Origin of the sequence: Colwellia sp. BRX8-7 (assembly GCF_014077275.1) — a bacterium.
Taxonomy (GTDB): domain Bacteria; phylum Pseudomonadota; class Gammaproteobacteria; order Enterobacterales; family Alteromonadaceae; genus Colwellia_A.
In genome coordinates this window covers 145,757-163,029 of the sequence record NZ_JACGVP010000001.1, presented here as the reverse complement: position 1 = coordinate 163,029, position 17,273 = coordinate 145,757, and the positions used below count along the sequence as shown (strand labels likewise).

The following is a 17,273-nucleotide window of genomic DNA, read 5'->3' as shown; positions in this document are numbered from 1 at the left end:
GTAGGTTAGCAACTTGGTAGTATGGACAGTAGCAAATCAAAAAGGTGGCGTTGGTAAAACCACAACAACAATCTCCTTAGGTGGCTTATTAGCTGAGCAGGGCTATAAAGTGTTGTTGGTAGATACTGATCCCCATGCTTCTTTGAGTTATTATTTTGGTATCGAATCTGAAGATCTTGAGTTAAGTGTTTACGATTTATTTGTTCAAGTTTCAACGAAAGAACAAATAATGCAAAGTTTATGTCCAACGAAATACGACAATATAGATATACTCCCGGCAACGATGGGCTTAGCTACTTTAGACCGTTCACTCGGTAATAAAGGTGGTATGGGCTTAGTGTTGAAAAAAGCGATGATAAAAATAGCCGATGAATATGATTATGTCTTAATTGATTGTCCACCGATTTTAGGTGTGCTTATGGTGAATGCTTTGGCGGCATCGCAACGTATTATTGTGCCAGTGCAGACTGAGTTCTTAGCCTTGAAAGGCTTAGACCGCATGATGAAAACAATGGATATTATGCAAGTTGAGCAAGATAAGCCGTTTAAATATACCATAGTGCCGACTATGTTTGATAAACGTACTAAAGCATCATTACTGACCTATAGAAAGTTACAAGAGCTATACGATGATAGTGTTTGGGCCGGTGTTATACCGGTAGATACTAATTTTAGAAATGCCAGTTATGCAATGCAGGTACCTTCAGATTACGCACCGTTAACACGTGGTGTTAGTGCATATAAAAAACTACTAAGCAGTTTATTAGAACTGCAAAAATTAGGTTAATTGTCCAATGGCAAAGTCACTCGCTGCAAGTAAGAAACTAATGCAGAATTATTTATCAGAATTGTTGACTGAAGATCAGCAAGAATCTGACCTGCCAATTATTTCTGTAAAAGCAAAATATCAGCAACCGTTAGAAAAACTTTTGCAAAAAGTTGATATTACTGAACGTATTGCCGACCCAATAGATGAACCTGTTTATACTGTAAAAAGCTCAGTAAAAAATGAACGACCTAAAATAGTTGAAGAAAAAGTTCAGGACAAAGTCGAAGAAAAAACACAATTGACTCTTGATGAACCGCTTAAGACAAGAAAAAGTGATCAGCCGTTAATTGTTCATCAGAGTAAAAATTATCGAAAGGGTAGTTTTCAAGCGATGTTCTTTAATGTTGCTGGTTTAACGATTGCAGTGCCGTTGATTGAATTGGGGGGCATACATAACGAAGACAAAACAACGAGTCTAATGGGTAAGCCTAAATGGTTTACCGGTGTTATGTTACATCGAGATGAAAAAATTAACGTAGTGAATACTGCTTTATGGGTAATGCCAGAAAAATGTGACGAAGCATTAATAAATTCGCTAAACTATCAATATATTGTCATGCTAGGTAATAGTCATTGGGGATTATCGGCGGAAACCTTAGTCGATACAGTGACGTTAGAGCAAGAAGATGTAAAATGGTTAGACCTACCGAACAAACGACCTTGGTTAGCCGGTTTAGTCAAAGAACGTATGTGTGCACTGCTTGATGTCGAGTCTTTGATCAAGTTACTTGACGCAGGTGCAAATATTAACCAAGATTAATGGCTAGATCTCCAGATAGTATTATACTATATACACTAGAAGAATAATCAAACAGATTGATTTTCAATAAGATATTTAAGAGGCAGGCTGTATGGCTGATGATAGACGTAATGCAAAGGAAAACGTAGACAACGATGAAGTGTTGCAATGGGTAACCTTTAAACTTGATAGTGAAACCTACGGTATTAATGTAATGCAAGTGCAAGAAGTCTTGCGCTATAGTGAAATTGCACCGGTGCCAGGTGCACCTACATATGTATTAGGTATCATTAATCTGCGAGGGAACGTTGTTACTGTCATTGATACAAGACAACGCTTTGGGCTTAAACCTGCGGATATTTCTGATAATACACGTATTGTTATCATTGAAGCCGAAAAACAAGTTATTGGTATCTTGGTAGATAGTGTCGCTGAAGTCGTTTACTTAAAAAATTCTGAGATAGATGATGCTCCGAATGTTGGTAATGACGATAGTGCACGATTCATTCAAGGTGTTTCAAACAGAGAAGGTGAGTTATTGATTTTAGTCGACCTAAATCAGTTACTTTCTGACGACGAATGGGATGAACTTAAACAGTTCTAGGCTGTTTACTGAGTCTCTTTAAATAAAGCCTGGCTTATCAGGCTTTATCTAGTTGTAATGGTTTAAGAAGCGTTTATGTTTATTATCTCGCCACTTTTGATTTTAGTTAGCAGTTTTGTGCTTTTTATAGTGCTAATTGGTTATATTTATCGCCAAAAAAATTATTTTCATCGAACTAATAAAGTGCTGAAAACACAACTTGAAACGCAAGAGTTGTTTATAAATGAACTACAGTCGACGCAAAATAGCGTAAATAAACAATTGCTTGAGTTTAATAATAAGCTTGAAAGTCTGCAGTTAGAAAACGAGCAAGTCAGTAAACAACTTGAACATCGTATTAAAATACTGCAACAAGAGAGTGGGCTACAAAAGCAATTAATAGATCAATTTCAAAATCAGCAACCGCAAGATAAACTCTATTCACGTGCTTTTAAACTCGTTGAGTTAGGCGCAGAGATCGATGAGGTCGTTCGAGAATGTGACATCCCACTTGCTGAAGCTGAGATGTTAATATCTGTCCACAGAAATAAAACATCGCCTTCTTAAAACCAATCATTTTATGGTTTTTCCGCAGATAAATAGTTAAAGCTTTTATGTTGCATTGCATTTTTGCGTGGTAAACTGCGTCATTATTTTTTTACTCAATATCAAGGACGCTAAGTGAAAGTAGCCGCTATATTTTCTTATTTGTTCAATAATCCAACAAAAAAAATTGTTGTCATTCTACTGGCATTAGTTATTTCTGCCTGTTCATCAACACCTGCTGAAAATAGTGCTAGTGTTTCAGATCCTAAAGATCCATTAGAATCAATTAACCGACCGTTTTGGACTTTTACCTGGGATTATGCAGACAAATATGTGCTTAAACCGACAGCCCAAGCGTATGTTGAATATATGCCAACAGACTTTAGGTCCGGGATACATAATGTTGCCTTAAACCTAAACGAGCCATCAACGGTTATAAATAACCTGCTGCAAGGAAAGTTTAGTGAAGCGGGTAAAAGTACGGGGCGTTTTATCCTTAACTCTACTATCGGCATATTTGGATTTTTTGACCCAGCAAGTGACTTCGAATGGATCCGAGCACAAGAAGAGTTTGGTGAAGTCTTAGGCTCATATGGTGTTGGAGATGGACCTTATCTAGTTATACCGGCTCTTGGGCCAAGCTCAGTTCGTGAAGAAGTGGGTGACTATGTTGATAAATACTACTGGCCATTAGCTATTATTGATTTTTGGCCTAACTTACTTCGCCAAGCCGTACTCGGGCTTGAACAACGAGCTGCGCTTGTTGATCAAGAGCAAATTATTAATGAATCTATTGATTCGTACGAATTTGTTAAAAATGCTTACTTTCAAAATATGGAATTTAAAGTTTATGATGGTAACCCGCCCATCGTGATTGATGAAGAAAGTGAAGACGAAATTAATGCCTTTTTAGAAGAACTCGATAACATGGCAGACGTTGATCAATAAACTTGCTTTGCAGAGTGAAGCTTAGAATACTTCAAGTTTCACTCATTTTATAAAAATAATAATTAAAAATAAAGGCAGTGGGGTTAATGTAAACCGCGGTTTTTTTGATGTGATAATTAAAGATTAAGCTAATTTATTATACTGTTTGATCGCAACACTGAGATATTTACGGGTAAAAATTAACGATACTGGCCGAAGTAAAATAAAATACACGGCTAGAAAACTAAACAAAGATACCACAAAGAGCAGCCCATCTAATTGTGCCATAAATATAAAAGGTGGCACCAACATGATTAACTTCAAAATATTTAATACGAACTTCTCTGGTGCGGTCAATTTAGCGGCAGCGAGTGTTAAAATCTGCTGTCTTTGTCCAAGCGTATAGCTTTCGAGTTCGGGAAGTTTATTTGTGGAAAATATAAAAGCCATAGGTATCGTATTTTTAGTGAGTAATAGCAGTATTCTACAGTATTTTTACACTTAATTAAGCAAACAAGTACCGAATTGTCTCTGGGTTTGGTAGAATTGCGGCAAATTTTTTGTGAGTGAAATATAAATGAATATCATTGAAGCTAATTTTGACGCAGCAGGTAAAAAGTTTGCCATCGTTGTTTCACGTTTTAACAGTTTTGTAGTTGAAAATTTATTAGAAGGTGCAGTTGATGCACTTAAACGCCATGGCAATGTTGCAGATAACGACATTACTATTGTTCGTGTTCCTGGCGCATATGAATTACCCCTTGCCGCTAAGCGTATCGCAAGTAAAGGCGAGTTCGATGGCATTATAGCTATTGGCGCCGTTATTCGTGGCGGAACTCCACATTTTGATTTTGTTGCGGGCGAATGTAATAAAGGCTTAGCGCAAGTTTCAATGGAATACACTATTCCTGTTGCTTTTGGTGTCATTACAACCGATACCGTTGAGCAAGCAATAGATCGTGCCGGACTTAAAGCAGGTAATAAAGGCGCAGAAGCGGCTTTAAGTGCTTTAGAAATGGTTAATGTTTTAGATAAAATATAAGCGGGAATTTTTGTGAAACCAACTCCTAGAAGGAAAGCTCGTGAGTTAGCTGTTCAAGCTATTTACTCATGGCAGCTTAGCCAAAACTCAGTAACTGATATCGAAGTTAACTTTTTAACTGATAACAGTGCGCGCCGTTTTGATATTCCATATTTTCAACAATTACTCCACGGTGTAACCAAATCAGTTGGTTCTATCGATGAAGCTATTTCTCCGCATGTTGACCGTCCTTTAAACGACGTTGACCCAGTAGAAAAAGCTATTTTACGTGTAGCCATTTATGAATTGAAAGATTGTAAAGATGTGCCATACCGAGTTGTTATTAATGAAGCTATCGAATTAGCAAAATCTTTTGCTGCTGACGATAGTCATAAATTTGTTAATGGTGTGCTTGATAAAGCCGTTAAACTGATTCGTCCAGAAGAATAATTTGCGTTCATTTTCTCAAAGCAAAGCAAAGGATTGGTTGTTGTATGAAAGAATTTGAAGTCATTCGACGTTATTTTACTGAACAGGTAGTGAAGCGCAAAGACGTTTATTTAGGTATTGGTGACGATTGTGCACTGGTTACTCCGGGTGAACGCCAACACATTGCAGTAACGACAGATACCTTAGTGGCAGGTGTTCATTTTCCTTTAAATACATCGCCACGTGCTATTGGTCATAAATCGATAGCGGTTAATTTGTCTGATCTTGCCGCTATGGGTGCAGAGCCTAGTTGGGTTTCTTTAGCACTCACGCTTCCTGAGATTGATGAAAATTGGATCAATGAATTTTGCCTTGGTGTTTTTGACCTTTGTGAATTTTATAATGTCCAGCTTATTGGTGGTGATACGACGCAAGGACCATTGAGTATAACCATTACAGCGCAAGGACAAATTCCTTTTGGACAACATATTTCCCGTTCAGGTGCTAAAGCCGGAGAATGGTTATATGTTACCGGTGAGATAGGTGCAGCGAACCTCGCTTTACAACATATCCAAGGTAAAGTGAAAGTAGCAGCTAAATATCAGCAAGAAATACAAAAACGCTTAGACTTTCCTAAAGCAAGGGTTTTGGCTGGACAAGCTTTACGTAAATATGCGACTTCAGCGATAGATTTATCTGATGGTTTAGTCGCAGACCTAGCTCATATCTGTAATGCTTCGGGTGTTGGTGCTAATATTGTTCTTGATGCTTTACCGCTTTCTGCCGCATTAAGTGATACTGTTGGTATAGACGCAGCGTACGATATAGCTTTAGAAGGTGGCGATGATTACGAGCTATTATTTAGTGTTACTGAAGATAACCGCGTAGGCATGGAAACAGCCTTAGCTAACTCAGGCAATAAGATTACCTGTATTGGCCAATTGAATGGTTCAGGAAAAATTACCACGACATTAAATAAAAAAGCAGTAAATATTAAGGTTCAGAGCTATCAACATTTCTCTGATACTCCTTCTACTAAATAATGTAAGTTAAATGTAATGAGTAAATCTACCGAGAACTTTCGTATAACTAACCCCATCCATTTTCTTGCTTTAGGGTTTGGTAGTGGTTTATTACCTAAAGCACCAGGTACTTATGGCACGCTTGCGGCCATTCCTTTGTACCTGCTGTTAGCGCCTACTTCAGTCAGTACTTATTTAGCTATTGTTATTATCATGAGCATTGCCGGTATCTATATTTGTGGAAAAGCCGCAGAAGATGCAGGTGTACCTGATCATGGTGCAATTGTCTGGGATGAAATTGTTGGTTTTTTAATTACTATGTTTCTTGTTCCTTTGACATGGCAAAGTATTGTTGTTGGTTTTATCTTATTTAGAATTTTTGATATTTTTAAACCTTGGCCTATTTCCTATGTAGATAAAAATTTACATGGCGGTCTAGGTATTATGGTTGACGATATTCTTGCGGGCTTAGCAGCACTGGCTTGCATGCACCTGATCTTTTAATCCATAACACAGAACGTCGAGTTTTAGTGTCTGTTCACTTCTTTTTAAAACCTTGATTAAATGACGGGTTACTTGAACCATATTTTAATCAATGGAAAACCCCATGATATAGATTATTATGAAGGGCGTTTTGGTATCGAAGATACTCACCAAGCTATTACTGAAGCAAATAGGTTAGGCATTCAACCGTTTTGTATTACCATTGACCAAGAAGCGAAGAGTATTTACCTTATTTATTTGGTCGTGATGGCTTCACCGTTATTTTACGACCAGCACAATTACCGATACGTTTGCCGCAACTTTAACATCAATTAACGAGTCATTAATTATGTCTGCGAAACAGTTACCTTGTCTTTATTGCCAAACAAAAAATTAGATTAATAGGGAAGATTGTCAAAATTGTGAAATGCCGTTAGCAAAAGATCATCCTGACGGTGAAAATGCGCGGCAACGATTCTTTGTTAAAGCCTTCTGGGGTATTGTTATATCTTGTATCGTGATGATGATTTACTTACCGAGATATCTTTTTTAATCAGATTATGGGCTGTAAACTCTTTAGTGCAACTATTTGTTGACAGCTTAACCCTCAGAAAAATAACTCAATGCTATCATTAATACCAATTATTGTTCTCGCTGGTATAATGCCGCTATCTTATATCGTTATCTTCTATACTTACTTGTATTTTAAAACGTATTTTGACGTTTTATCAAAGTAAGCCATAAATTTCAGGAGTTCTTCAAGCAATGTCTACTATGAATTTATTAAACGAAACCCACAATTCAGCCCGAGTTAGTTGGCTTGTCACTGCGAATAAAGCAGATACCGACTTTCCTATTCAGAACTTACCTTTTGCGGTTTTTAAACGTGCAAATAGCGAAGAAGCATTCCGTGGTGGTGTAGCAATTGGTGATCAAGTTATTGACTTAGCTGCCTTGGCTAACGCAAATGTTTTTGACGGTCTAGCCCAAGCAGGCGTAAAAGCCTGTAATGCACCACAGTTAAATGATTATATGGCAATGGGCAAAGCGACATGGAGCGCTTTACGTTTAGCACTCTCTGATGCTTTGAAAGAAGGCTCAGCTTTACAAGATAAAGTGGCCGCTTGTTTAATTGCTCAAGCTGACGTTGAATATGCACTACCTTGTAATATTGGTGATTACACTGATTTTTATACCTCAATTCACCATGCTACGTCAGTGGGTTTGAAGTTCCGTCCAGACAACCCATTATTACCTAACTATAAATGGGTACCTATTGGTTACCACGGTCGTTCATCTTCTATTGATGTTTCTGGTCGAGATTTTAAGCGTCCTTCTGGACAAACTAAAGCGCCGACAGCAACTGAACCATCATTTGGCCCTTGTAAGCGTCTCGATTATGAATTAGAAGTAGGCATATTCATTGGTAAAGGTAATGACTTAGGCGATGCTATCTCTATCGATAACGCCGAAGATCATGTCTTTGGTTTATGTTTATTCAACGATTGGTCTGCGCGTGATATTCAAGGTTGGGAATACCAACCCTTAGGGCCATTTTTATCGAAGAACTTTGCGTCAACAGTCTCACCTTGGATTGTGACGACAGAAGCATTAGCACCTTATCGCTCGGCTTGGACACGTGTTGAGACAGATCCTCAACCAATGCCATACCTAGAGTCAGAAAATAATCGTGCGATCGGTTCATTTGATATCCAGCTACAAGCCTTGCTTGAAACCCAAAATATGCGTGAAAAAAGTGAAGAAGCGGTTGAAATGTCACAATCTAACTTTAAAGATTCATACTGGACAGTGGCACAAATGGTCGCTCATCATACCGTTAATGGTTGTAACCTTCGCGCGGGTGATATGTTTGGCAGTGGCACGCAATCTGGACCTAAGCCTGAAGAAGCCGGTTCAATGTTAGAGCTTTCAAATGCGGGTGCCGATCCTATTACTTTACCTAATGGTGAAAAACGTACTTTCTTAGAAGATGGTGACAACGTCATAATGAAAGGTTGGTGTCAAAAAGAAGGTGCGGTACGCATTGGTTTTGGTGCCGTATCAGCGACAATTTTACCAGCGAGTTAACGGCTAAATTAGCTAATTGCTCATTGAGTTAATCGCAAAGCGTTGGTTGTTTATAATCAGCGCTTTTTTTATCACTAAATTTCCATAGAAATAATCTATTTTATTCCCCACTACTTCTCATTAAATTCTGTTTTGATCTAGATTATCTTTTTTAGAAATCGGTCCTGCGAATACAAAATTATTCAATAAGTGTGCATAAATAAGCGACGAAATGCTAAAAAAGGACGATGAATTACTTTGTATATTGTATGCACTGTGAAGTTAGTGTTAATTTTTAGTGCTTTGACTGTGACTTCACTAAATAGTGCAATATTTTTATAATTTATTTTTATGTCAATTTGGAATAAGAAAATTCTTTTAGGTCTATTTGGATCTATTTGATTACGAAAATATTCGGATATTAATTACTGGTTAATAAGTCCACAGTCACTAGCCTGTATAGTCCTTATAGAGAAAACCTCTTTATCAATAACTAGACTTCTTTTCGTAATTAAACGTTATTTAATGAAGAACATCTATTTTCGCGCTATTTTCAATTAATTTCGCCCTTGTAAACACTTTTAGGCTGTTTTATAAAGTACCTGCAAGTCTAGGTAGTTTCACCTATTGACTACCTAGTCTAAAAAAACATAAAAATATAAAAATATAAACATAAATCTATGAAGGAAGTAACATGTCTACTCAATTATTTCGTACAGCAACGTTAACGTTAGCGGTAAGTATTGCACTAGGTACTGCCCCAGCATATGCAGAAGAAAACAGCTCAAAAGTAAAAGTAAAAGATGTAGAAAGAATAGCGGTTGTTGGCTCACGTTCAGCGCCTCGTTCTGTTGCTGACTCTCCTGTTCCAATTGATATTATTGGTGGTGAAGATTTAGAGAAAATGGGTTCAAGTGACATGCTTGATCAACTTGTCGGCAGTGTTCCTTCATTTAACGTACACGCTAACCCAATTAGTGATGCGGCGACATTAGTTCGTCCGGTAAACTTACGTGGTTTGTCTTCAGATAGCACATTGGTGTTATTAAATGGTAAACGTCGTCATCGCGCTTCAGTTATTGCATTCCAAGGTGGCGGCATTAACGATGGTGCACAAGGTCCAGATATTTCTGTTATTCCAAGCATAGCGTTAAAGCAAGTTGAAGTACTACGTGACGGTGCAGCAGCACAATACGGTTCAGATGCAATCGCTGGTGTAATGAACTTTGTCTTAAAAGATGCTGCAGAAGGCGGTAGTTTCTCTGTTAAGCACGGTGAATATTACGAAGGCGATGGCGCTACAACAACCTATGCAGGTAACGTTGGTATGCCATTAACTAAAGATGGTTTCGTTAACTTAAGTTTTCAATATAAAAATGCTGATGCGACAAGCCGCAGTGTTCAAGTAGCCAATGCTGCGACCATTGCAGCGGCAGGTAACTCATTCATCGCTGAAGAAGCTCAAGTTTGGGGTTCTCCAGAAGTTAATGATGACACCACACTTTTTGGTAATATTGGCCTTGATTTAGGCAATGATAAAAAATTCTACATGTTCGGTAACTATTCAGAACGTGATGTAAAAGGTGGCTTCTACTGGAGAAATCCACATAACCGTTCAAGCATTTATTCAAATGATGGTGGTGACACACTACTTGTTGGCGATTTAGATGGCGTAGATAGCGGTATTACTTGTCCTACCATAGCTATTGGCGCTAATGTTTTAGACCAAGCTGATTATCAGTCTATTGCCGACAATAGTACGGCTTTAGGTAAAAACTGTTTTGCGGTTAACGAAACATACCCAGGCGGCTATACGCCAAACTTTGGTGGTAATGTAGTCGATACATCATTAACTATGGGTGTTGAAGGTGAAATTAACGGCGGAATGCTAGACGAAGTTTTCTTTGATATCAGTGGTTCTGTTGGTCGTAATAAATCAAGCTTTAGTATTGTAAATACCATTAACTCTTCAATGGGTCCTGAATCTCCACGTGATTTTGATTTAGGTGATTACACACAATTAGAAAAAACGTTTAACTTAGATTTATCTAAGGGCGTTGAAGTTGGTCTAGATTCACCAATGAATGTTGCGGGTGGTTTAGAATGGCGCGAAGAGACATTTGAAATTGGCGCGGGTGATCAATACTCATTCCTTGCTGGTCCATTAATCGACCAAGGGTTTAACTTAGGCTCACACGGTTTTCCTGGTTTTCAACCATCACAAGCTGGTGTATTCTCTAGACGCAGTGTTGCTGCATACGTAGATGTTGAAGCATACATTACTGACGACCTTTTACTTGGCGCAGCTTTACGTTATGAAGACTTCTCATCATTTGGTGATACGTTAAATTATAAATTAACGGCTCAATATTCTATTAATGATGAGTTATCAATACGTGGTTCTGTAAGTACTGGTTTTAGAGCTCCTACCGTTGGTCAAGCTAATGTAAGTAACGTTTCTACCGCATTAGAAGATGGTGAATTAACCGATTCAGCGTTATTACCACCAACAAGTGAATTTTCAAAATTATTTGGTGGTAAAGAATTAGAGCCAGAGCAGTCAAGCAGCTATGCATTTGGTGCTGTTTATCAAAATGGAGATTTTTTCTTTACGGCTGATTACTATCATATTGAAGTTGATGACCGTATTACACAATCTGACCGTACAAAATTAGAAGAAGCTGACTATGCTAAATTAGAAGCATTAAATGTAGCTAACCCTCGTTCAGTAGGTACAGTAAGTTTCTTTGCTAACGATTTTGATACCACAACACAAGGTGTTGATATTGTTGCAAACTACGGTATGCAGTTGTTTGAAGGTGATACTAAACTTAGCTTAGCTTACAACTGGAATGAAACCGATGTTACGGGTAGTTCTGATATTACAGGTGCTTTTAAAGTTAAACGCTTAGAAGAAGGTTTACCGAAGCATAGAGGTTCATTCACTGTTTCTCAAAGCTGGGACAATATCAGTATGTACGTTCGTGGTAACTACTTCGGTGAATACCATGCGGTACACGTAGATTATGACCTAGCCGCTCAAGATGCTGATGCAGCAATTACTTTTGATGCTGAAGTGAGTTACTTTATTAATGACTCATTTACAATAGCAGCTGGTGCACAGAACATCTTTGATCAACAAGCTGAAGAGTTAGAGTTTGAAGAAGCTTCACGTAATCATCCTGATGGCTTCACACCTAATAACCAATGGGGCGGTAAGTACTACGAAACATCTCCATTTGGCTTTAACGGTGGCTTCTACTACGTAAAAGCAACTTATAGCTTTTAATTGAGTTGTAAATAGCGATTAGAACACTAATCGTCTTACTTAAAAAAGTCAGCTAATTTAGCTGACTTTTTTATATAAAAATATTGAGGAGTTGAATGGGTTAGTTAACTCTATCGAGCATAATAACTTGGTCAAGAATAATAACCTGCTCACAGTGAAGCTAAATTAGCGTGCGGGCTGGGTAGATTTACTTGGTACTTGAATGTTGTTTTTGATTTTTCAGCCAAAGGTTAAAGATTGTTAGCTTGTACATGACCTACTTTAAAGCTCTGAACAAGTTCAATGCGTTTTTTATTTATGGCTTCTTTAATATCTGCACCTTGTATTCCTTGTTCGATAAACTCTTTAGCGGTTACCGTTAAGGCCGCTTCAAAAGCACTACGTAAGTAATCTACTTGCGGATAGGGTTTGTTCTCATTGTACAAACGACCGCGAAAATCAGCCGTACAGGCAGTCAAGAAATCAGTAAACTCTTCAGGCTTGCGCCATACATCTAAACTATTAAACAACTTAACTAGCGTGTTGGCTTTTAATTCAAATGCTTTATGGCAATGTAAATGAAATTCACAGACTTTACGCGCTAAAATTTTGTGATCTTTAGGCACTTTTAATTGCTCACATATTTTGTCAACTAATGCTAAACCTGAGTTTTCATGACCCCGGTGGCTGGGCCAATTTTCTTCTAAGGTCAAAGACTTACCCAAGTCATGACAAAGTGCCGCGAACCGTACAGATGTTTTAGGGGAAAGCTTAACCGCTTGTTGCAGTACCATCATAGTATGAATACCCGAGCAAATTTCTGGGTGCCATTTTTCTGGATTAGGGATCCCCCATAGCGAATTAAGTTCAGGCCATATTTTCGCTAATGCACCACATTCACGTAACACTTGAAAAAACACTTCGGGATTATTTTCAGTCAAACTGCGCTGCATTTCTTGCCAAATACGTTCACCTGAAAGTGTCGCTAATTCTCCGCTTTCACTGATTTTAGTCATCAAGTCTACTGTTTCGACAGCAATGGTAAAACCATAATCATGATAACGGGCAGTAAATCGAGCTACCCGTAAAACACGAAGCGGGTCTTCAACAAAAGCTAATGAAACATGTCGCAGTATGCGGTTTTTTAAATCAACTTGGCCATTATAAGGGTCAATAATAGTGGTGCTATCAACGCTATCGTTAAAGGGCATCGCCATTGCATTAATAGTGAGATCGCGGCGAAGTAGATCTTCTTCAAGGGTAACCGCGCTACTCGCATCGCAAACAAAACCGGTATAGCCCTGGCCTTGCTTACGTTCAGTTCTTGCTAAGGCATACTCTTCTTTAGTCTTGGGATGCAGAAATACCGGAAAGTCTTTACCGACTTGCGTAAAGCCTAATGTCAGCATCTGTTCAATCGTTGCGCCTACAACAACATAATCATGATCATAGACCTTGTGTCCTAAAAGTTTGTCGCGAACGGCACCGCCGACTAAATAGCGGTTAAGTACTGAAAGGTCATTGTTGATCATTATTACTCTTTATTTATTAAAGCTGACATATTTTCAGAAAGCTTAGCATATTTATCTAAATTATTTACCAGCTAGTTTTGACTTATGATGGACTACAGGTTAGTTTCTATGACAGTTTATTGACTTTAAAAATTACTTAAATCTATTATGTATAAAGGTTATTTTGGTTTAAAAGAAAGCCCTTTTTCAATCGCACCTAATCCTCGCTTTTTATTTATGAGTGAACGCCATAAAGAGGCCTTGGCTCATTTAAGTTATGGCTTGGGTGAAACAGGAGGCTTTGCACTGTTAACGGGTGAAGTTGGCACCGGAAAAACCACGATCAGTCGGCGCTTAATGGAGCAGTTACCCGAAAATACGCAAGCGGCTTTTATTCTTAATCCAACATTATCAAGCCAAGAGCTACTGGCTACTATTTGTGACGAGCTAAAGATTCGTTACCGAAAGACGGGGGCAACGTTAAAAACACTCACCGATAAAATATATGAAAAACTCAATAAAAATCACCAAGCTAACCTTAATACGTTATTAATCATTGATGAGGCGCAGCATTTAGCGCCAGAAGTTTTAGAGCAGTTACGTTTATTAACAAACTTAGAAACAGATACTAAAAAATTACTACAGGTCATTTTAATTGGTCAGCCTGAATTAAAACAATTGTTGCAACGTCGAGACTTGCGACAATTGGCACAACGCATTACTGCTCGCTATCATTTGCTACCGTTAACTAAGGGGGAAGTAGGGCATTATATCCAACACCGCTTGTCAGTAGCACAATGTGAACGTATGTTATTTGAGCGTGCCGCAGTGGCGGAAATTCATCGCATTTCACAAGGTATACCGCGGATAATTAATTTGTTATGTGAGCGTTCACTGACCAACGCCTATTGCAGTAATAATGCTTTGGTGACTAAAAAAATTGTTTTATTATCTGCACAAGAAGCATTAGGCGATGAATACCAAGCGACCTATTGGTGGCAACACAAAGCGGTTAAGGCGCTAGCCGCATGCACAATGTTAGCGGTTATTGTCGGTAGCTCATATTTCCTAGGTCAATTCTTTGGTGATGATATTAACGAAACATCGGCGCTGAATATTACTGAGGCTGCGGTTAACAATCTTATGAGTGACACTAGCTCTACAGCGCTTATTGTTGCTGCTAATGAAAGTTTAGCGACTAACAATAAAAAAACACCGGATGAAAATTTAGTTGCAGTAACAACAGACAATGCTTCTAAAGTGTTTGAAATAGAAAGCGATGGTGACAAAAAACGTGCTGTTGAGCAGCGTATCGTAACAGCCGATAACACCGCAAACGTGCTTATGCCGGACAAGAACTCTTCAGAGAAACTATCTACATTAGCAGACAGTAAATTAGCTGAAGATAAAGCGACAAGCGAAGTTAAAGAAAAGCTTTCTGTGAAGGCGGTTGACGGTGTTTCTGATGATTTGCTGGCGCTTTTTCAAAGCGCAATAGATGATACCGAGCAAGACCCTCAATTCAAAAATAGCGCAAACCAAGCTGTCGAACCTGAGGTTAATGCACCGACATTATCAGATATGCCTGCTTGGGTGCAAAGTGAGTTACCTTCATTAAATTTTCAACAACATATTTATACCAGTGAAGGTGAAAGTTGGGTAAAAGTTAATGGCAGAGATCGCTATGAAGGCGACACTATTTCTGAGGAATTAGTGTTAAATCATATTTATGGTCAGAAAGTTATTTTAACGTTTAAAGGCCAGCAGTTTAGTTTGCCGGCGCTTTCTTCTTGGTAATATCATCGTTTTAAGTGGTCTGACTAATGTTTATCTGCAAGCGCTAAACGTTAGTCGATAAAGGCGGTTTTGAAAAAACCTAATAAGTTAAGGTTAAATTCTTCAGGTCGAATACAGCAGTCAATTTGATCTTTGTATTTTGATTCACTCAAGTTAACTTCTTTAATCGGTATCGCTTGATTGAGGCGTATATTATAAAAAACGCGTACGTACGGGTGTAAGGGTTTTTGTTTATTTAAGCGGCTAATTAGCCCTAATTTACCACTGTTAAGTTTGACTAAGGTACCGACGGGATAAACGCCCATACACTGAATGAAGCTTTCAACTAATTCTTCGTCATAACATTCGGGGGATCCTGCAATAAGTTTCTTAAAAGCATTAATAGGGTGAACACTCTTTCTATATGGGCGATCGCAGGTCATTGCGTCGTAGCTGTCGATGATAGCAAGCATCTTGCCATATTTTGATATGTCATCTCGCTTAAGGTTATTAGGATAACCCGAACCATCTAAACGTTCATGATGCTCTTGTATCATAGTCATCGCGACATGAGAAATGCTAGGACTGTCCTCTAATATCTTTAAGCCAAGCGCAACGTGACTGCGAATAATACTTTGCTCTTTAGCGGTTAACGTACCTTGTTTATTTAAAATATCGCTAGGTAATAATACTTTACCAATATCATGCAAAAAGGCACCCAGCGCTATTTCTTGGATCAAACGTTTGTCAAAGCCTAAATATTTAGCAAAAACAGCCATCAAAATTGAAACATTGAGTGAGTGTTCAATAAGATAAGAGTCTTTAGTTTGAAAACGGGACATGCAGGTTAGGGCATCTTGATTTCGAAAAATAGAGTCAACCATAGCGTTAGCTGATTCTTCAACTTCGGCAATATTAATCGATTTTTTTTGTCTAATTTGTGAAAGGATTTTTTCTTGCAGTAATTTTGCGTTTTTATACAAGTCGCTGGCTTTTTTCATTTCGCTGTCAAATGATATAGCTAACTTTTCCAGCGAATTATTTTTTAGTTCAATAAGTTGCCTGGTTTTAATGTCAGCAAAAACCTTTTCAACATTAACGGTTTGCTTCTCTTTATCAGGCACAATAACGAGCTGAACAATATCAGCGTTACGTAATTGAGTAATACTTTCAAGACACGAAATATAACCTTCAGATTTGATCGAAAGATGATTGTTATCGGAAAATGATTTTACATACATGCCAGGTTTGAGCTGATCGATAGAAATAATTTCGGTGATTTCGCTCGTTGTTATTTTGGACATATTGTTAGGCGGCTAGTTACAAAGCTATAATTGATAATAGCTTATTACTAAACAATACTTTAGATTAATTTTAGTCATTAGTGCAATTGATGGGTGAAAGGGTGAAAAATAAAGCTTCATCTACAATTTATCGGTAAAGAGCAGATGAGGCTTTAGGACGTTATACTTAACTTATTGCCAGCTTGGCATTTTTTCTTCAAAAGCTTTTATCGTGTCTAGCTTGTTTAATGTCCAGCCAACACTGTCTATGCCTTGTTCTAAACAATATTGATGAAACTTATCTAAACTAAAGGTGAAACTTAATTCGCCACAAGTGATTGTGTTATTGATTAAGTCGACGGTTAACTCGAGGTTTTCTTGGCTGCTCATTTTAAATAACGTGTCAATTTCTTCATCACTAAGTTTTATTGGCAGTAAACCAATATTAATACAGTTACCATAAAAGATATCGGCAAAACTTGGTGAAATTATAGCTTTGAAACCGTATTCCTCTAATGCCCATGGTGCATGTTCTCGACTTGAACCACAGCCAAAATTTTCACGGGTTAGTAGAATGCTTGCACCTTGGTACTGAGGTTTATTCAAAATGAATTCAGGGTTGTTTACTTTCCCTGATACGTCTAAATAGCGCCAGTCATGAAATAAATGCTGTCCAAAGCCTACTCGCTCTGTTTTTTGTAAAAACTGTTTTGGGATTATCTGATCGGTATCTACGTTTGCTGCATCTAAAGGAACAACTAACCCCGTATGTGTTGTAAATTTTTCCAT

Annotated in this window: 17 protein-coding genes; 13 read left to right on the top strand and 4 right to left on the bottom strand. The window is 38.0% G+C overall.

The window, feature by feature from the left end:
• The first annotated feature begins 13 nt into the window (after positions 1 to 13).
• The 5 genes from H4J57_RS00690 to H4J57_RS00670 all read left to right on the top strand — a co-directional run bounded on the left by H4J57_RS00690 (position 14) and on the right by H4J57_RS00670 (position 3,645).
• Positions 14 to 787 (top strand): ParA family protein, encoded by a 774-nt coding sequence (locus tag H4J57_RS00690; protein WP_182176122.1) that lies wholly within the window; start codon positions 14 to 16, stop codon positions 785 to 787.
• A gap of 7 nt (positions 788 to 794) precedes the next feature.
• Complete coding sequence (locus H4J57_RS00685) at positions 795 to 1,589, top strand: chemotaxis protein CheW (protein ID WP_220465897.1); 795 nt, start codon at positions 795 to 797, stop codon at positions 1,587 to 1,589.
• Positions 1,590 to 1,680: 91 nt separating this feature from the next.
• Positions 1,681 to 2,172, top strand: coding sequence for a chemotaxis protein CheW (locus H4J57_RS00680; RefSeq protein ID WP_182176121.1), 492 nt, complete (start codon positions 1,681 to 1,683; stop codon positions 2,170 to 2,172).
• 75 nt (positions 2,173 to 2,247) lie between these two features.
• Entirely contained in the window at positions 2,248 to 2,718 is a 471-nt protein-coding gene (locus H4J57_RS00675) for a DUF2802 domain-containing protein (protein ID WP_182241665.1), read from the top strand.
• A 114-nt stretch (positions 2,719 to 2,832) separates the two neighbouring features.
• Positions 2,833 to 3,645, top strand: a complete 813-nt coding sequence (locus H4J57_RS00670; RefSeq protein ID WP_310733689.1) for a VacJ family lipoprotein — start codon at positions 2,833 to 2,835, stop codon at positions 3,643 to 3,645.
• 123 nt (positions 3,646 to 3,768) lie between these two features.
• Here the strand turns inward: H4J57_RS00670 and H4J57_RS00665 are convergent, their stop codons facing one another.
• Positions 3,769 to 4,074, bottom strand: a complete 306-nt coding sequence (locus tag H4J57_RS00665) for a DUF6170 family protein (RefSeq protein ID WP_182213536.1) — start codon at positions 4,072 to 4,074, stop codon at positions 3,769 to 3,771.
• A gap of 127 nt (positions 4,075 to 4,201) precedes the next feature.
• On the opposite strand from H4J57_RS00665, the gene ribE reads away from it, so the two are divergent.
• The 7 genes from ribE (at position 4,202) to H4J57_RS00630 (ending at position 11,935) form a co-directional block, all read left to right on the top strand.
• Positions 4,202 to 4,666, top strand: coding sequence for a 6,7-dimethyl-8-ribityllumazine synthase (gene ribE / locus H4J57_RS00660; RefSeq protein ID WP_070374607.1), 465 nt, complete (start codon positions 4,202 to 4,204; stop codon positions 4,664 to 4,666).
• A 12-nt stretch (positions 4,667 to 4,678) separates the two neighbouring features.
• Positions 4,679 to 5,095 carry a transcription antitermination factor NusB gene (gene nusB / locus H4J57_RS00655; protein ID WP_070374606.1) on the top strand — a complete coding sequence of 139 codons (417 nt, stop codon included), beginning with the start codon at positions 4,679 to 4,681 and terminating at the stop codon, positions 5,093 to 5,095.
• A 44-nt stretch (positions 5,096 to 5,139) separates the two neighbouring features.
• A complete protein-coding gene (gene thiL, locus H4J57_RS00650; RefSeq protein WP_182241664.1) occupies positions 5,140 to 6,117 on the top strand; it encodes a thiamine-phosphate kinase in 978 nt (325 codons plus the stop codon).
• Between the two features lie 15 nt (positions 6,118 to 6,132).
• Positions 6,133 to 6,600: a phosphatidylglycerophosphatase A gene (locus tag H4J57_RS00645; protein ID WP_182213539.1), complete on the top strand. Its 468-nt coding sequence runs from the start codon at positions 6,133 to 6,135 to the stop codon at positions 6,598 to 6,600.
• Positions 6,601 to 6,672: 72 nt separating this feature from the next.
• Positions 6,673 to 6,915: a hypothetical protein gene (locus H4J57_RS00640; RefSeq protein ID WP_182241663.1), complete on the top strand. Its 243-nt coding sequence runs from the start codon at positions 6,673 to 6,675 to the stop codon at positions 6,913 to 6,915.
• Positions 6,916 to 7,353: 438 nt separating this feature from the next.
• On the top strand, positions 7,354 to 8,667 hold the full coding sequence (fahA, locus tag H4J57_RS00635) for a fumarylacetoacetase (protein WP_182221235.1): 1,314 nt from the start codon (positions 7,354 to 7,356) through the stop codon (positions 8,665 to 8,667).
• A gap of 673 nt (positions 8,668 to 9,340) precedes the next feature.
• Entirely contained in the window at positions 9,341 to 11,935 is a 2,595-nt protein-coding gene (locus H4J57_RS00630) for a TonB-dependent siderophore receptor (RefSeq protein ID WP_182241662.1), read from the top strand.
• Between the two features lie 230 nt (positions 11,936 to 12,165).
• Here the strand turns inward: H4J57_RS00630 and H4J57_RS00625 are convergent, their stop codons facing one another.
• Complete coding sequence (locus H4J57_RS00625; protein ID WP_182241661.1) at positions 12,166 to 13,446, bottom strand: multifunctional CCA addition/repair protein; 1,281 nt, start codon at positions 13,444 to 13,446, stop codon at positions 12,166 to 12,168.
• Positions 13,447 to 13,593: 147 nt separating this feature from the next.
• On the opposite strand from H4J57_RS00625, the gene H4J57_RS00620 reads away from it, so the two are divergent.
• Positions 13,594 to 15,222, top strand: coding sequence for an AAA family ATPase (locus tag H4J57_RS00620; RefSeq protein ID WP_182241660.1), 1,629 nt, complete (start codon positions 13,594 to 13,596; stop codon positions 15,220 to 15,222).
• 50 nt (positions 15,223 to 15,272) lie between these two features.
• Here the strand turns inward: H4J57_RS00620 and H4J57_RS00615 are convergent, their stop codons facing one another.
• A complete protein-coding gene (locus H4J57_RS00615) occupies positions 15,273 to 16,505 on the bottom strand; it encodes an HD-GYP domain-containing protein (protein WP_182241659.1) in 1,233 nt (410 codons plus the stop codon).
• A gap of 171 nt (positions 16,506 to 16,676) precedes the next feature.
• Positions 16,677 to 17,273 (bottom strand): 3-isopropylmalate dehydratase small subunit, encoded by a 597-nt coding sequence (leuD, locus tag H4J57_RS00610; protein ID WP_182241658.1) that lies wholly within the window; start codon positions 17,271 to 17,273, stop codon positions 16,677 to 16,679.

Bases quoted from the DNA above. Each gene is read 5' to 3' on its own strand.
- H4J57_RS00625 (WP_182241661.1), bottom strand. From the start codon at position 13,446: ATGATCAACAATGACCTTTCAGTACTTAACCGCTATTTAGTCGGCGGT.
- ribE (WP_070374607.1), top strand. From the start codon at position 4,202: ATGAATATCATTGAAGCTAATTTTGACGCAGCAGGTAAAAAGTTTGCC.
- H4J57_RS00645 (WP_182213539.1), top strand. From the start codon at position 6,133: ATGAGTAAATCTACCGAGAACTTTCGTATAACTAACCCCATCCATTTT.
- H4J57_RS00675 (WP_182241665.1), top strand. From the start codon at position 2,248: ATGTTTATTATCTCGCCACTTTTGATTTTAGTTAGCAGTTTTGTGCTT.
- fahA (WP_182221235.1), top strand. From the start codon at position 7,354: ATGAATTTATTAAACGAAACCCACAATTCAGCCCGAGTTAGTTGGCTT.
- thiL (WP_182241664.1), top strand. From the start codon at position 5,140: ATGAAAGAATTTGAAGTCATTCGACGTTATTTTACTGAACAGGTAGTG.
- H4J57_RS00680 (WP_182176121.1), top strand. From the start codon at position 1,681: ATGGCTGATGATAGACGTAATGCAAAGGAAAACGTAGACAACGATGAA.
- H4J57_RS00665 (WP_182213536.1), bottom strand. From the start codon at position 4,074: ATGGCTTTTATATTTTCCACAAATAAACTTCCCGAACTCGAAAGCTAT.
- H4J57_RS00685 (WP_220465897.1), top strand. From the start codon at position 795: ATGGCAAAGTCACTCGCTGCAAGTAAGAAACTAATGCAGAATTATTTA.
- H4J57_RS00620 (WP_182241660.1), top strand. From the start codon at position 13,594: ATGTATAAAGGTTATTTTGGTTTAAAAGAAAGCCCTTTTTCAATCGCA.
- H4J57_RS00615 (WP_182241659.1), bottom strand. From the start codon at position 16,505: ATGTCCAAAATAACAACGAGCGAAATCACCGAAATTATTTCTATCGAT.
- H4J57_RS00630 (WP_182241662.1), top strand. From the start codon at position 9,341: ATGTCTACTCAATTATTTCGTACAGCAACGTTAACGTTAGCGGTAAGT.
- leuD (WP_182241658.1), bottom strand. From the start codon at position 17,273: ATGGAAAAATTTACAACACATACGGGGTTAGTTGTTCCTTTAGATGCA.